The organism is Janthinobacterium sp. SUN137, from assembly GCF_030587265.1.
In the GTDB taxonomy this organism is placed as follows: domain Bacteria; phylum Pseudomonadota; class Gammaproteobacteria; order Burkholderiales; family Burkholderiaceae_D; genus Janthinobacterium; species Janthinobacterium kumbetense.
In genome coordinates, this window is record NZ_JAPWHZ010000001.1 from 1,432,138 (window position 1) to 1,445,852 (window position 13,715).

Here is a 13,715-nt window from a genome sequence, read left to right on the forward strand (position 1 = left end):
GGTCAATCAGGCAGCGCGGGGCGCTCGTACCAACAGCCAGTAATCGCAGCCCGTGACGGCTTCCGCGTAGCGGCCCGCCGCCACGAAGCCAAGACGGGCATAGAACGGCAGGCTGCGCTCGTTGTAAGTCTCCAGGAAGCACGCGGCGCCGGCCGCATCGACGGCCGCCAAGCCCGGCGCCAGCACGGACGCGCCCAGCCCCTGCCCCTGCGCGGCCGGGGCGATGCCGGCAATCGACAGATACCAGGCATCCTGCAACCCGTGCGGCGCCAGCGCATGCTCCATGTTCGCGACGATAGCCGTGAAATGCGCAAAGCCCCGCTCCCCCAGCAGCGCGCGCAAGGCGGCTTCGCGCTGCACATACGCAGCCTGGCGCAGGGCCGCCGGCGTATCCGTCGTCCAGATGGCAGCGCCATTGCCCGCATCATCCGCCAGGTCGACGCGCCCCGCCTGCCACCCCTCGGCCAGCGCCAGCGCGAAGTAGGCGTCCAGCATGGACAGCCGCGCCGCCTCGTCGTCGCCGCACGCCACCGTGACGGTGCGGTAGAACGGATCGTCGGTCAGGGCGGCGGCCAGGCTGCGGGCGGTGCGGAAGGATTCGATGTTGGATGGGCTGGACATGGGGACTCTTTCTTCTCATTGAAACGCCCGGCATCTTAACGCAAGCGCGCAGGCCTTGCGCCCAGTCAATACTTGCAAGGCTCCACGGGTCTACGCTGAGGTTTTCAGGTGGAATACCCCATGGCCAGGCACCATGTCATCAGCACCACCGCGTGCGACGTGTTCTTCAAGCTCGTGGCGCACCAGAAGAGCAGCCTGGGCGCGCGCTTCGACAGCATGATCGTCACCTTCAGCGCCGACGGCCAGCCCGTGCTGGGCGCCGCCCTGCGCAACGCGACAAGCGGCTGCGAACTGCACCGCCTGGCCGGCCAGCCCGACGAATGCTGGTGCTGCGGCTATGACGAGCAGCTGGAATTCGTCTCGCAAGCCGACGTGCCGCTGGCGCACGCCGACTACCGGCTCACCTTGAGCAATGGCGAAACGTGGACGGGGACGACGGATGCGAAGGGGCGCACGGGGCGTATCGCCAGCAAGCGGGAGGAACAAATCACCCAGGCCGAATTCCTGCCGCACCCGGATAAATCACCATGCTGCGCCGCCGCGCCAAAACCGGCAGCGCCTGCCGTCAAGGTCGTCCAGTTCGATGGCATCAAGACGACCGACAAGGACGTCGGTTCGTCCATCAAACAGGTCAAAGTGAAGGACAAGGTTCGCCCGCTGACCAGGGGCGAGATCGACATGGCGTGGATGCTGTTCCAGGATGCGATCGACTACGGCAAGGTCAAGGTGCATGGCGAACCGTATCTATGGTTTGGCTTGCAGCCGAAGGATGTGGCCATGACGCCGGATGGGGAGATGTATTTTCATGTATTGGACTACAAGGAGGACTTTTCCAAAGAAAAAGATAGTCTGAAACACTGGTTTATGCACGAAATGGTTCATGTTTGGCAGTACCAACTCGGATATCAAGTAAAACTGCGGGGAGCCATTCGCTTGGGGCTGGACTACAAATATACCTTGCTCCCCAATCAGAAATTATCCAGCCATGACATGGAAGCGCAAGGTGATTTATTGGCGGACTACTTTGTGCTGAGATTTTTAACTTCCACTCGTGCCATGCGCCAGCAACGCTATAAAAACTCCGGAGAACTGTTTAAAAAGGTACTCAATGATTTTTTTAACGACCGCAAGAGCCCGAAAAACTTGCCTGGTAACGATATTGACCATGAGCCTATATTCGATATTCCCTGACACATGGGCATATTCCCGCATGGCAGAAGCAGTTATCCAGTCGGCGCAGGGCATGCCCTGCTTCTCCATTACAAAAAAAGAAGAGGCACGCAATGGCCTGCCATTTCTTGGCGCACTCATGGTTTCAGACATGTCCGTGCAACCGGTAAAGGAAGTATGGGGGTTCTCCCTGCCGCCAGAAATGCCCTTATCCATCCGTGCCAGCACATGCATCCGCTATGGAAACGTGCCTACCGGTGCGACGGGCATACGCGCAGAAAAACTGATACCCGGGCATTTCTATAGCGTATTCCTAAATGGCAGCCCCAAAGATCCGTCCGATCCAACGTATGGCTATCAAGGAAAATTCTGCGTGAGAACTACGGCTGCTGGCGGTCAGCAAGTCATTCCCATCAACAGCGACATGCAGGCCTGGATCGATGAAGTCTGCCCAACGCCGCCTTAGCATCATGCCCTTGTCTCATAAAACACTATTCATACTGCTCGCATTCTCGAGCATGAACAGCGACGCGCGATCACGCATGGCCGATGCCGAAGTCACCTCGATCAATGACGTACCCTGCTTTAGCATTTCCAGAAAGGAAGATAGGCGCAACGGCCAGCCCTTCCTCGGCGCCTTGAGCGTGTCGGACGTGACGGTCAAGCCAACGACGGAAATATGGGGTTTTCTCATGACAGGTGGCAAGAAAATCCCGTTGTCATCAGCAAATTGCATTCTTTATGGGGATATCCCGTCCGGCGCCGAGGCTTCCCCTGCGCCTGAACTGAAGACGGGCAGGGTGTACGAAGTATTTCTGAATGGCAGGTCTATGGATGCTACCGATCCAACCTATGGATACGTGGCGAAATTCTGCCTAGTCCAGCAGGTCTCTGCCAAGCCACGTCTTGTCGTCATCCAAAGCGATACACAGGCCTGGATGGATGATACGTGCCCAGCCAAAAATCCTGTCCCATAGAAGGCATGCCATGAATCATCGTCACCTTATTCTTTATCTGCTGGCGACCTTGACGAGCATGGATGCCGCGGCGTGGTCGCGCATGGCCGAAGCCGAAATTAGCGCATTCAAAGGTATACCATGCTTCACCATCTCAAAAAGAGAGGAACACCGCAATGGAACGCCGATGCTTGGCGCACTCATGGTTTACGATCTATCCATAAAACCGCCTGTAGAGGTCTGGTCCTTCATTCTCCCTGGAGCGACGCCCCTCCCCATGCATGCCAAAACCTGCCATTTGTATGGCCAAGTACCGACGGGAGCCGAATCGACTGCCGCGACGATGCTGAAAACAGACAGGATGTACAGCGTCTTTTTGAATGGAAGACCGGATGCCCCATCAGACTCGACCTACGGCTACAAAGGGAAATTCTGTCTCATCACGACAGCGAACAGCGGCCAACAGGTTATTCCCATCACGCGCAATATGCGGGCCTGGATAGACGAAATCTGCCCAGCAAACAAGCTGGCACAAAAAGGGCAATAGTGTCCATTTATCACAAGCCACTATTGGTGCTCACCTTGCTGACCTGCATGAGCGCCTCGGCCACTTCCCGCATGGCATACGCGGAAGTACAGCTAAAAAATGGCACTCCCTGTTTCACCATTTCGCAAAAAGAAGAAGCGCGCAACGGGCTTCCTCTGATTAGTGCGATCGTACTGACAGACGTATCCGTCAAGCCTGCAGTAGAAGTATGGTCTTTTCATTTACCGGGCGCAGCGACTATTCCTGTGCATGCCAAGTCCTGCCTTCTGTATGGAGTTGCACCAGCAACAGCAGAGGTCAAACCACCCAAAGCCCCGCCGCTGAAAACGGGGCGCATGTATGACGTATTCCTGAACGGTGGGCCAGCCGATCCATCGGACCCTACTCGCGGTTACGTGGGCAAATTTTGCTTAATCAGCGGCATCTCCGGGGAGCGAAAAATTCTCCGTATCGACAGCGATAGCCAAGCCTGGATAGATGAAATCTGTCCAGAACATTCGCTCATCAGATAGTGCGAGGGTCGCCATGCCATGTCGTCACACGCTGCTATTCCTGCTTGCCACCCTGACGGCTATCGATGCCTCGGCGTGGTCGCGCATGGGTCCCGCCGCCGTCATCACGGAAGCGGGCCTTCCCTGCTTCCAGATTGCCAATGAAGAGGAAAGATCAAGGGGCCCTGTCAGCCTGAAGATGCTGACGATCAGCACACCTGGGCCGAATGGCTGGAAAAATGTATGGACGGTCATGTTCCCCAATGCCTCGTTTGGCGATCCCACCTATCGTCTGCCAAACAGGGGATGCGTGCGCTACGGCAAGGCTCCCGAGGGGGCCGAGAGCAGCGATGCAGCGCCACTGGTTGCGGGAAAGGTGCATGGCGTATCCTTCATGGGAAGGCCACCATCCGCATCTGATCCGACTTCGCGCTACTCGGCAGATTTTTGCCTGCTCATAGCGCCTTCCGGGGGATTTCACGTCGTTCAACTGACAAACGGCAAGAATACCTGTGCCCTCGAAGAACAATTACGATAAGGCATGCAGCATCAAGGAATTGGCCAAAACACTCAAGGGGTGGGCGGAACCACCTCACTCGATTCCTCCCCCCGTTGCGCCGGCGCCCTGAACCACTGCTCCGGCGGCACCACGTGCGACTCTTTCGGGTCATCGATGTAGTGCGGCGAGGTGATCTGCACGTCGAATTCGTTGAAGACGTCGATGATGTTCTGGTGCAATCGGTTCAGCACTTCGGCGCGCTGGCGGGGGACTTCGGCGCTGGCGTAGGCGACGAGGCGGTATTGCACGTAGTAATCTTGCAAGGCCAGTTGCATCACATACGGTTTCGGCGTGGTGGACAGCTCCGTCGTGCGCGACGCGGCCAGTTCCAGCATGGCGTGCACTTGCCGCCATGGCGTGGCGTAGCCGATGGTGACGGTGGAGTCGAGCACGAAGCCGCCGCCGGGCTGGGCGCGCGAATAGTTCTTTGTCGTTTGCGACATCACCCACGCGTTCGGCAAGGCGACCTCTTCGCCCAGGCCCGTGCGCAGCCGCGTCTCGAACATGCCCACGTCGACCACCGTGCCTTCGCTGTCGCCCACGCGCACATATTCGCCCTTGCGCAGGGCGCGCGTGTACATCAGGATCAGGCCGCTGGCGCCCTGCCCCACGATGCTCGACGCGCCGATCGACACCATCAGGCCCACCAGCACGGACAGGCCCTGGAAAGCGGCCGTGTGCGAGCCGGGCAGGTACGGGTAGGCCATGGCCAGCGCGAACAGCCAGATCACCACGCTGGCGATGCGGCGCGTCGGCAGGGCCGTGTCCTTGTCCAGCCAGCCGATTTGCAATTCGCCGCTTTCCACGCGCTTGAACAACGAGGCGGCCGTGGCGGCGATCAGGCGTGCGATGGCGAAGATCACGCACACCAGCACCAGCCCCGGCAAGGCGCCGATGATGGCGTGGAAGACGTCGGCGGCCACGTCGAACAGATAGCCGCTCAGGCTTTCGCCCCACGAGCGCGTGTAGGGCAGGCGGCCCAGCACGAAGGCGGCCCACAGATACGTGGCCATCAGGCGCAAGCCCCACAGCACGGCGCTCAGCAGTTGATACGCGAAGGCGATGTAATGTTCGGCGTCAAGCACGCGCACATTCTTCAGGCGCACGTCGCGCAGGCGCGAGGCCAGCAGGATGCCGCTGCGGCGCTTGGCCCAATGGTACAGACGCGTCAGGCCCATCCACACGAGCCAGAACACGAGGGTGGCGGCCGCGCACACGGCGGCGGCGATGGCCAGGTAACGCCAGCTGCCCTGTTCGCGGTAATCGAGCACGGCCTTGCTCAACTCGCCGGCCGCCGTTTTCGCCACGCTTTCCGTCGTGTCGCCGGCCAGCTGGTTGACGTCGCCAGGTACGACGACGAACAGTTGCACGCCGTCGAGCAGCACTTGCGTGCCTTCGGGAATCATGCGCGTGCTCGTCTGCAAGGGGCCATTCTTGGCCAGCACGCCTTCCAGGCGGCGCTGCGCGCCCGTGGCCCGCTCATCGGGCGGATAGCCGGCCAGCGCGGCGCGGAAGACGAACACCTTGCGGTTGGCAAACATCAGCGGCGCCGTCCTGGCCGCCCCGGCCTGCGACGGCGCCACGACGGACGCGGCCTCCGCAACGAGCGCGGGCACGCCATCGTCCGCATGGGCTGCGGGCAGCAGGAAAATGGTCAACAGGCACAACAGGCGGAGCAGCGCGGACATGGCAGAAATGAAAGAGTGACAAGAAGCAGCCATCATGCCATGTAATCCTGGAAACTCAAGCGCCGCAGCTACCGTTCAGCTCGCATCGTGGAAAATGATGCCCAGGGTGTGGCGCAAGCCAGAACGCAGGCGCGACACGCCATGGCGCATGTTCACGCGGTAACTGCCGCGCGTGCCATTCACGGGACGCTGCGCGACGGGAAAGAGCACGGCGTCGCCCTGCGCCAGCGGCACCACTTCGGCGCGCGACTGCATGCGCGGGCGCTGCTCCGTCAGCACGAACTCGCCGCCCGTGAAATCGTCTTGCGGACGCGACAACAATACGGCCAGTTGCAGCGGAAACACGTGCTCGCCATACAAGTCCTGGTGCAGGCAGTTGTAATCGCCTTCCCGGTAGCGCAGCAGCAACGGTGTGGGCCGGGTTTGCCCCGCCGCATGGCAGCGCGCGAGGAAATCGGCGTGCGCCACGGGAAAGCGGCTATCGAGGCCCATGCTGGCGTGCCAGCGGTTGGCGATGGCTGCCAGCGGCGGATACAGCTCCGTGCGCAAGGCCGCCACGGCGTCGGGCAGCGGATGCGCCCAATACTGGTACTCGCCTTGCCCAAAACCATGGCGCTGCATCACCACCCTGCTGCGAAAGCGCGACGCATCGTCGTACTGCGCCGCCAGCGCAGCGCATTGCGCGGGATTCAGCAAGCCAGGCACGACGGCGCAGCCGTATTGATTCAGATCATCCTCGATCTGGCGCCAGTCCGGCGCCCTCACCGTTCGCCCTCACGCTCGAGCAGCGCCTGTTTGCGCTCCACGCCCCAGCGGTAGCCGGACAGCGCGCCATCGTTGCGCACCACGCGGTGGCAGGGAATGGCGACGGCCAGCGCATTGGCGGCGCAGGCGCCCGCCACGGCACGCGCGCCTTGCGGGGAGCCGATGCGCCGCGCCAGCTCGGCATAGCTGACCGTGCTGCCGGCAGGAATCTCGCGCAAGGCTTGCCACACGCGCTGCTGGAACACCGTGCCGCGCACGTCGAGCGGCAAGTCCAGGCCCAGGCCCGGCGCCTCGACCAGGCCGACGACTTGCGCCACCGTCTGTTCATAGTCGGCTTCCGCGCCGCGCAGCTCGGCTTGCGGAAAGCGGTCCTGCAAGTCGCGCAGCAGCACTTCCGGGTCGTCATCGATCAAAATCGCGCAAATGCCCTTGGCCGTGCTGGCCACGAGGATGGCGCCCAGCGAGCAGGCGCCGATGGCAAAGCGGATCACGGCGCCGCTGCCGCCGGCGCGAAACGCGCCCGGCGTCATACCCAGCAAGCCCGGCGTGGCGGCATACAGGCGGCCGCTGGAATTGAAACCGGCCGCGTACAAGGTCTCGGTGACGTTGCCCGCCCCCTGCAAGCCGGCCTTCAGGCGCTCGCCGCGCCGCGCCGCCGCATACGCTTTCGGCGTGATGCCCGTGTGCGCCTTGAAGACGCGATGAAAGTGAAAGCGGCTCAGGCCGGCGGCCTGTGCCAGGCTGTCCAGGTCGGGCAGCTCGTCGCTGGCGTCGATCAAACGGCAGATATCGGCCACGATGGCCGCCTGGCGCTGGGCCAGCGGCGGCAGGTTGGGCTTGCAGCGCAGGCAGGGACGAAAACCGGCTGCCTCCGCCTGCTCGCAACTGGCGTGGAAAGCCACGTTGCAGCGCAAGGCGGGGCGCGCCGCGCAAGATGGCCGGCAATACACACCCGTCGTGCGCACCGAATAGTAAAAGACGCCGTCGGCGTCGGGCGCGCGCCGCTGCAGGGCATCCCAGCGTTCATCGTCAGTCAGGTAAGCGTGTTCCATGGCGAACTCCGTGCAAGTCAATAGTCAGTCTCCAGCATAGCCAGCGCCAGGGCGCGCCACACTCCGGCGCTTGCTTTTGAATTCAAAAAAAAGGCTGGCGGCAGGCATCGCGCTCGGTGCTAAAATCGGCCATCGCGCCTCCAGCCGGCGGCGCGCCCTGCCCGTGCCCCGGAGAAACCGCATTGGACGACCACAATACACAAGAAAATACGCCCATTTTCCAGCGCATCAAGGATTTTCTGCTGGCCGGCATCGCCGCCGGACGCTGGAAGGAAGGCGACGTGATTCCCTCCGAACAAGCCTTGGTCAAACAATTCGGCGTCTCGCGCATGACGGTCAACCGCGCCGTGCGCGAACTGACCAGCGAGCAGGTGCTGACGCGGCGTCAGGGTTCCGGCACCTATGTGGCACAGCAAAAATATCAGGCGACCTTGTTGGAAATCAAGAGTATCGCCGATGAAGTGCGGGCGCGCGGACATATCCACCGCAGCAGCTTGCAATTGCTGGAACGCACCAGGGCGTCCGACTTGCTGGCCAAGCAATTCGGCCTGCCGCCGGAACACCCGCTGTTTCATTCGCTGATCGTGCATTTTGAAAACGGCGTGCCGATCCAGGTGGAAGACCGCTGGGTCAATCCCGAGTGCGCGCCCGACTACATGACGCAGGATTTTTCCAGCATCACGCCAAACGAATACCTGATGGCCGCCGCGCCCCTGCAAGGGGCCACCTACAGCATCGAAGCGCTGTCGGCGCCGCGCGACATCGCCGAAATGCTGGCCATCGACACCAAACAGCCGTGCCTGGTGCTGCGCCGCCAGACGCGTTCGGGCGGCAAGATCGCCTCGATCGCCACCATGTGGCATCCGGGACACCGCTATCAATTCGCCGGCAGCTTTAGCTGAGGCTATCGCCTCGATTCAGTAGCACGAATTCGCGCCAACTTTCTCACGAATTCTCACCAAATCGCGAAAAAAACGGCCATTTCGGGGCAAAAAAAACCCTGTTTTGGCCGTTTCTGAACTTAAATACTCCGAGTAAATATTCGATGCTATAGTTGCCGCCAGAAAGCGCCGCAGGCGTTTATTTGAGCGCGCCTCATGTACTGCCAGCCTAGTCCAATCACGCCCCAGAAAGGGATGCATTTGTCGTATTGCAGCCACACGAGTTTCGGCGCACCACGCCCACGGCGCCCTGCGCTGCGCCGGCTCGCTCGTACGATGCTGGCGGCAGGCATGACACTTTCGCTGCCGGTGCAGGCGGCGGCAGCCGTCATGGCGCCGGCATTGCTGTGGCCCTATGCGGCTGCCAGCGCCACCGCCCTGGCGGGACTGGCTTGCTGGCAAGCCTGGCGCCTGCGCCAACAGTTGCACCGCCAGCCCCAACCGGCGCAAGCCCAGGCCGAACAGGATGCCGTACAAGCCTTGCGCGGCGCCACCATGGCCGGCTGGACCTGGCGGCCCCAGTCCGACCGGCTGCAGTTCGCGCCCCAGTACCAGGATGTCCTGGGCGACAAGAATGCCAAACTCGAGCATGCGCTGGCCGACTGGCTGGCCGAAGTCCACCGGGACGACCGCGCGCGCCTGAGCCTTGCCTTCCGCCAGCACCTGGATGGCCAGGCGCCCGGCACCTTCAATTGCGAATTCCGTTTGCGCCACAGCGACGGCCACTGGCGCTGGCTGCTGGCGCGCGGCGCCGTCCTGTCGCGCGCCTCGAACGGCGGCGCCACGCAGGCCAGCGGCATCGTCTGCGATATCAGCGAGCGCAAGCAGGATGAGCAATCGCGCATGCGCTCGATGCTGGAAGCGGCACCCGAAGCCATGCTGGTGGCCGACGTCGAAGGCAAGGTGCATTACGCCAACCAGATCGGCGCGCGCTGCTTCGGCTATCCGCTGGCCGAATTGACGGGTATGTCGCTGGAGCAATTGGTGCCGGAAAGCACGGCCAGCCACTCCGCAGGCGACCCGCAAGGGCGGCACAGCCTGCCGGGCCGGGTGATGATGGCGCGCCGCCGCGACGGCACGCACTTCCCCGCCAAGGTCAGCCTGTCGCCGCTGCGCATGGCCGGCCAGGTGTTTTCCATCGTCTCGCTGCGCGACATGACGCAACGGCAACGCGCCGAAGAAGCGCTGCACGCCAGTTCGGAACGCTATCGCCTGATCGTGCAGACGGCCGCCGAAGGCATCTGGATGACGGATGCGAACGGCAAGACCACGTTCGTCAACCCGAAGATGGCGCACATGCTGGGCTACACGGTGCAGGAAATGCTGGGCCGTCCCCTGCTCGATTTCATGGACCGCGACAGCCAGTTGCTGATGCAGCGCCGCCTGGCCAGCCACGGCAGTCAGGCCAGCCAGCCGGACCAGGTCGATTTCCGCTTCTTCCGCAAGGACCAGTCCAGCCTGTGGGGCTTGCTGTCGAGCACCAGCATCCAGTCGGACAACGGCGAGCCGGGTGGCACGCTGGCGATGATCACCGACATCACCGAGCGGCGCCAGGCATCGATCGCCCTGTCGAACTCGAGCCAGCGCATGGCGTCCGTGTTCGGCGCCGTGACGAATGGCCTGGTGGTGCAGGACAGCCACGGCCACATATTGGAAAGCAATGCCGCCGCCGAACGCATGCTGGCGGCCAGTCCGGCCGGCAACAGCCTGTGGCAAGCCATCCGCGAAGACGGCTCCGCCTTCGACCAGCGCAGCCATCCCGTGCACATCACCCTGTCGACGGGCGAAGCCATGCGCGACGTGCTGATGGGCGTGCAGCAACCCGACGGCAGCCTGTCGTGGCTGTCCGTGAATACCGAGGCGATCCGCGATGAATACGGCAAGGTGGGCATGGTGGTGGCCAGCCTGACGGACATCACGTATCACAAGCGCAGCGAGAGCGCCTTGCGCGAGCTCAATGAACATCTGGAAGAGCGCGTAGCGCAGCGCACGGAACAGCTCGATCAAGCCAAGCAAGTGGCCGAAGAAGCGAGCCTGGCGAAGGGACAATTCCTGGCCAACATGAGCCATGAAATCCGCACGCCGATGAATGGCGTGATCGGCATGGCCTACCTGGCCCTCAAAACGGACCTGGAACCGCGCCAGCGCGACTACCTGGAAAAAATCCGCTTTGCGGGCGAGCACTTGCTGGGCATCATCGACGATATCCTCGACATCTCGAAAATCGAGGCGGGCAAGCTGGAAATCGAGCATGTCAACTTCAGTTTCGACCACGTCGTGCAAACCCTGATGACGGTGGTGGCGCCGCGCGCCGCCGGCAAGAACCTGGAACTGCTGTTCGAGATCGACCCGCAATTGCCGGCCGTGCTCGTGGGCGACCCGCTGCGCCTGGGGCAAGTGCTGATCAACTACGCCAATAACGCCATCAAGTTCAGCGAACAGGGCAGCATTACCGTGAAAGTGCGCAGGGTGGTGGCGGACGCGAAACACTGCCTCGTGCGCTTTGAAGTGTGCGACCACGGCATCGGCCTGTCGCAGGATGAAATGAGTAAACTCTTCCAGTCCTTCCAGCAAGCCGACACCTCCACCACGCGCGAATATGGCGGCACGGGCCTGGGCCTGGCCATCTGCAAGCAGCTGGCGCAGCTGATGGGCGGCGACGTGGGCGTCGACAGCCGTCCCGGCGCCGGCAGCACCTTCTGGTTCACGGCCAACCTGGGCATTTCCGACCAGGCCGCGCCCGCCATGCTCGACAGCATGGTGCAGACGGCGGCCGCCATGCGCGCCAGCGCCGACGCGGCCTTGGTGATGCGCACGCTCAAGCATGCACGCATCCTGCTGGTGGAAGACAATACGTTCAACCAGCAAGTGGCGCTGGAATTGCTGGAGGAAGCGGGCGCCTCCGTCTGCCTGGCCAACAATGGCGAGGAAGCGCTCGACCTGCTGCGCCAGACGCAGTTCGACTGCGTGCTGATGGACGTGCAGATGCCGCTGATGGATGGCTTGCAGGCAACGCGCCACATCCGCGCCGACCCGCAGCTGGCGCACCTGCGCGTGCTGGCCATGACGGCCACGGCCACCAGCGAAGACCGCGTACGCTGCCTGGAGGCGGGCATGGACGATTTCATTTCCAAGCCCATCCAGCCAGCCATGATGTACCAGACCATCGCCAGCTGGCTGCCGGCGCACGAAACACCGCCGCCGCCGGCGCGCAGCCGCGCCGCGCCCGCCTTCAAGACCACCTTGGCGGGCGACCCGCAAGTGATCGACCTGTCCATCCTGGCCAAGTTGCTGGGCTACAACCCGGAAAAGGTGCGCAAGTTCGCCTTCAAGTTCCTGCAGACCACGCAGGATGGCTTCGGCGACATCGATGCGGCCCTGGCGCGCGGCGACGTGCACCAGGTGCGCGAACTGGGTCACCGCATCAAGTCGTCGGCGCGCACCGTGGGCGCCCTGGGGCTGGCCGAGCTGTGCCACAACCTGGAAACCCTGGCGCCGGGCGAACCGGCCGACGAGGCGGAGCGGGCACGGCGCATCGTCACGCGCCTGTGGCCCCTGCTGGAACAGATTACCGAACAAATCATGAATAACACCAGCTTTGCCAATGACGATTAGCTACCGCCAAATTGGATTGCGGCAAGGTATCGGCATCGACAACGATGCATATCAACAGAAAGACATGACGATGAACACTGTATCAAACCAAGCAAGCCGGGAACACAACGAAGCAGGCCTGGCGCCATTGCGCGTGCTGCTGCTGGACGACGACGTTTTCATGCTCGATGTGCTCAGCGACATGCTCGAGCAAATGGGCCAGTTCGATATCCGCTGCGAGTCGCACAGCGAACAGGCGCTGGCCACCCTGAAGCAGCACCAGCCCGACCTGCTGATCTGTGACCTGTCGATGCCCGACATCGACGGCATCGAATTTTTGCGCATGGCGGCGGAAAACGGCTTCCGCGGCGGCGTGGTCCTGCTGTCGGGCCTGCATTCGGCCGTGCGCCTGGCGGCCGAGCGCCTGGCCATGGCCAACGGCCTGCATATCCTGGGCACTTTCCGCAAGCCGATGGAAAGCGCGGAATTGCAGCTGATGGTGAACTTGCAACTGCAGCACTCGGCGCGTCTGGCCAGCGTGCAAGCCTGAGCGCGCAGGCCGGCCGGGAGGGCGGACACGGCGCTGCAGGCCAGCAGGCATGCGGCTTTGCCGCCCTGCCGGCACGCATGGGGACGATATGCCTCAAGTTTTTCTGCAATAATCGCCACGCTTTGAAAAAATGGGTTATTATTTCAGCCATCCCCGCCTGCATACCTCTGGTCGCACCTTCCAAGACATTGAAGTCGTGCCCATTGTCCCCATCTTCTAACTGCATTCCAGGAAGCATGGATGGCGAACCAGCGTATGGTTAATTCCAGGCATTATTGATCCCACCCTCATTTGAGGAAAATATGAGCGAAAATATCAAACACATTAGCGATGCATCTTTTGAAGCAGACGTCCTGAAATCCGATTTGCCAGTCCTGGTCGACTTCTGGGCAGAATGGTGCGGTCCCTGCAAGGCCATCGCCCCGATCCTGGAAGAAGTAGCCAAGGAATACGCCGGCCGCATCCAGATCGCCAAGATGGACGTGGACGCCAACCAGGCAGTACCTGCCAAGTTCGGCATCCGCGGCATCCCGACCCTGATCCTATTCAAGGATGGTGTTGCAGCTGCTCAAAAAGTGGGCGCCATGGCCAAGGGCCAGTTGACCGCTTTCGTCGACAGCAACATTTAATGTATGATGGGCAGCGCTGCGCCCGCAGCGCCGCCTGACTGGAACGACCGGGAAGCGGCTTTGCCCTCATTCGTGCACAGCCTTCCCCAATAATTAATCAACGCCACGCAGTCCCCTCCCCTACCTTTACATCCCGTCTCGGGACACTCAAC

General features: G+C 62.2%; 14 protein-coding genes. 10 read left to right on the plus strand and 4 right to left on the minus strand.

What is annotated here, in order from left to right; translation table 11 throughout:
• Positions 1 to 6 precede the first annotated feature (6 nt).
• Positions 7 to 621 (minus strand): GNAT family N-acetyltransferase, encoded by a 615-nt coding sequence (locus tag O3298_RS06510; protein WP_305058805.1) that lies wholly within the window; start codon positions 619 to 621, stop codon positions 7 to 9.
• Positions 622 to 837: 216 nt separating this feature from the next.
• Here O3298_RS06510 and O3298_RS06515 point away from each other — a divergent pair, with 216 nt between their 5' ends.
• Genes O3298_RS06515 through O3298_RS06540 form a run of 6 tightly spaced genes read left to right on the plus strand, consistent with a single transcriptional unit; the run spans position 838 to position 4,323 of the window.
• A complete protein-coding gene (locus tag O3298_RS06515) occupies positions 838 to 1,812 on the plus strand; it encodes a hypothetical protein (protein WP_305058806.1) in 975 nt (324 codons plus the stop codon).
• A 19-nt stretch (positions 1,813 to 1,831) separates the two neighbouring features.
• Positions 1,832 to 2,257 carry a hypothetical protein gene (locus tag O3298_RS06520; protein ID WP_289900197.1) on the plus strand — a complete coding sequence of 142 codons (426 nt, stop codon included), beginning with the start codon at positions 1,832 to 1,834 and terminating at the stop codon, positions 2,255 to 2,257.
• Between the two features lie 52 nt (positions 2,258 to 2,309).
• Positions 2,310 to 2,768, plus strand: a complete 459-nt coding sequence (locus O3298_RS06525; protein WP_289900196.1) for a hypothetical protein — start codon at positions 2,310 to 2,312, stop codon at positions 2,766 to 2,768.
• A gap of 10 nt (positions 2,769 to 2,778) precedes the next feature.
• Complete coding sequence (locus O3298_RS06530; RefSeq protein ID WP_289900195.1) at positions 2,779 to 3,294, plus strand: hypothetical protein; 516 nt, start codon at positions 2,779 to 2,781, stop codon at positions 3,292 to 3,294.
• Positions 3,294 to 3,806 carry a hypothetical protein gene (locus O3298_RS06535; protein WP_305058807.1) on the plus strand — a complete coding sequence of 171 codons (513 nt, stop codon included), beginning with the start codon at positions 3,294 to 3,296 and terminating at the stop codon, positions 3,804 to 3,806. Before O3298_RS06530 ends, O3298_RS06535 begins: the two co-directional genes overlap by 1 nt.
• 13 nt (positions 3,807 to 3,819) lie before the next feature.
• Positions 3,820 to 4,323 (plus strand): hypothetical protein, encoded by a 504-nt coding sequence (locus O3298_RS06540; RefSeq protein WP_305058808.1) that lies wholly within the window; start codon positions 3,820 to 3,822, stop codon positions 4,321 to 4,323.
• A 32-nt stretch (positions 4,324 to 4,355) separates the two neighbouring features.
• Here O3298_RS06540 and O3298_RS06545 read toward each other — a convergent pair whose 3' ends face one another.
• The 3 genes from O3298_RS06545 to ada form a co-directional block, all read right to left on the minus strand.
• Entirely contained in the window at positions 4,356 to 6,032 is a 1,677-nt protein-coding gene (locus O3298_RS06545; protein ID WP_305058809.1) for a mechanosensitive ion channel family protein, read from the minus strand.
• A 75-nt stretch (positions 6,033 to 6,107) separates the two neighbouring features.
• A complete protein-coding gene (locus O3298_RS06550; protein ID WP_305058810.1) occupies positions 6,108 to 6,797 on the minus strand; it encodes a 2OG-Fe(II) oxygenase in 690 nt (229 codons plus the stop codon).
• Positions 6,794 to 7,849 (minus strand): bifunctional DNA-binding transcriptional regulator/O6-methylguanine-DNA methyltransferase Ada, encoded by a 1,056-nt coding sequence (gene ada / locus O3298_RS06555; RefSeq protein WP_305058811.1) that lies wholly within the window; start codon positions 7,847 to 7,849, stop codon positions 6,794 to 6,796. Before ada ends, O3298_RS06550 begins: the two co-directional genes overlap by 4 nt.
• A 182-nt stretch (positions 7,850 to 8,031) precedes the next feature.
• Here ada and hutC point away from each other — a divergent pair, with 182 nt between their 5' ends.
• The 4 genes from hutC (at position 8,032) to trxA (ending at position 13,563) form a co-directional block, all read left to right on the plus strand.
• Entirely contained in the window at positions 8,032 to 8,751 is a 720-nt protein-coding gene (hutC, locus tag O3298_RS06560) for a histidine utilization repressor (RefSeq protein WP_099666405.1), read from the plus strand.
• Positions 8,752 to 9,081: 330 nt separating this feature from the next.
• Entirely contained in the window at positions 9,082 to 12,405 is a 3,324-nt protein-coding gene (locus tag O3298_RS06565) for a PAS domain-containing hybrid sensor histidine kinase/response regulator (protein WP_305058812.1), read from the plus strand.
• A 70-nt stretch (positions 12,406 to 12,475) separates the two neighbouring features.
• Positions 12,476 to 12,934: a response regulator gene (locus tag O3298_RS06570; protein WP_077409296.1), complete on the plus strand. Its 459-nt coding sequence runs from the start codon at positions 12,476 to 12,478 to the stop codon at positions 12,932 to 12,934.
• Between the two features lie 302 nt (positions 12,935 to 13,236).
• Complete coding sequence (gene trxA, locus O3298_RS06575) at positions 13,237 to 13,563, plus strand: thioredoxin TrxA (RefSeq protein WP_077408631.1); 327 nt, start codon at positions 13,237 to 13,239, stop codon at positions 13,561 to 13,563.
• Positions 13,564 to 13,715 lie beyond the last annotated feature (152 nt).

Bases quoted from the DNA above. Each gene is read 5' to 3' on its own strand.
- O3298_RS06510 (WP_305058805.1), bottom strand. From the start codon at position 621: ATGTCCAGCCCATCCAACATCGAATCCTTCCGCACCGCCCGCAGCCTG.
- O3298_RS06515 (WP_305058806.1), top strand. From the start codon at position 838: ATGATCGTCACCTTCAGCGCCGACGGCCAGCCCGTGCTGGGCGCCGCC.
- O3298_RS06520 (WP_289900197.1), top strand. From the start codon at position 1,832: ATGGCAGAAGCAGTTATCCAGTCGGCGCAGGGCATGCCCTGCTTCTCC.
- O3298_RS06525 (WP_289900196.1), top strand. From the start codon at position 2,310: ATGAACAGCGACGCGCGATCACGCATGGCCGATGCCGAAGTCACCTCG.
- O3298_RS06530 (WP_289900195.1), top strand. From the start codon at position 2,779: ATGAATCATCGTCACCTTATTCTTTATCTGCTGGCGACCTTGACGAGC.
- O3298_RS06540 (WP_305058808.1), top strand. From the start codon at position 3,820: ATGCCATGTCGTCACACGCTGCTATTCCTGCTTGCCACCCTGACGGCT.
- O3298_RS06545 (WP_305058809.1), bottom strand. From the start codon at position 6,032: ATGTCCGCGCTGCTCCGCCTGTTGTGCCTGTTGACCATTTTCCTGCTG.
- ada (WP_305058811.1), bottom strand. From the start codon at position 7,849: ATGGAACACGCTTACCTGACTGACGATGAACGCTGGGATGCCCTGCAG.
- O3298_RS06565 (WP_305058812.1), top strand. From the start codon at position 9,082: ATGACACTTTCGCTGCCGGTGCAGGCGGCGGCAGCCGTCATGGCGCCG.
- O3298_RS06570 (WP_077409296.1), top strand. From the start codon at position 12,476: ATGAACACTGTATCAAACCAAGCAAGCCGGGAACACAACGAAGCAGGC.
- trxA (WP_077408631.1), top strand. From the start codon at position 13,237: ATGAGCGAAAATATCAAACACATTAGCGATGCATCTTTTGAAGCAGAC.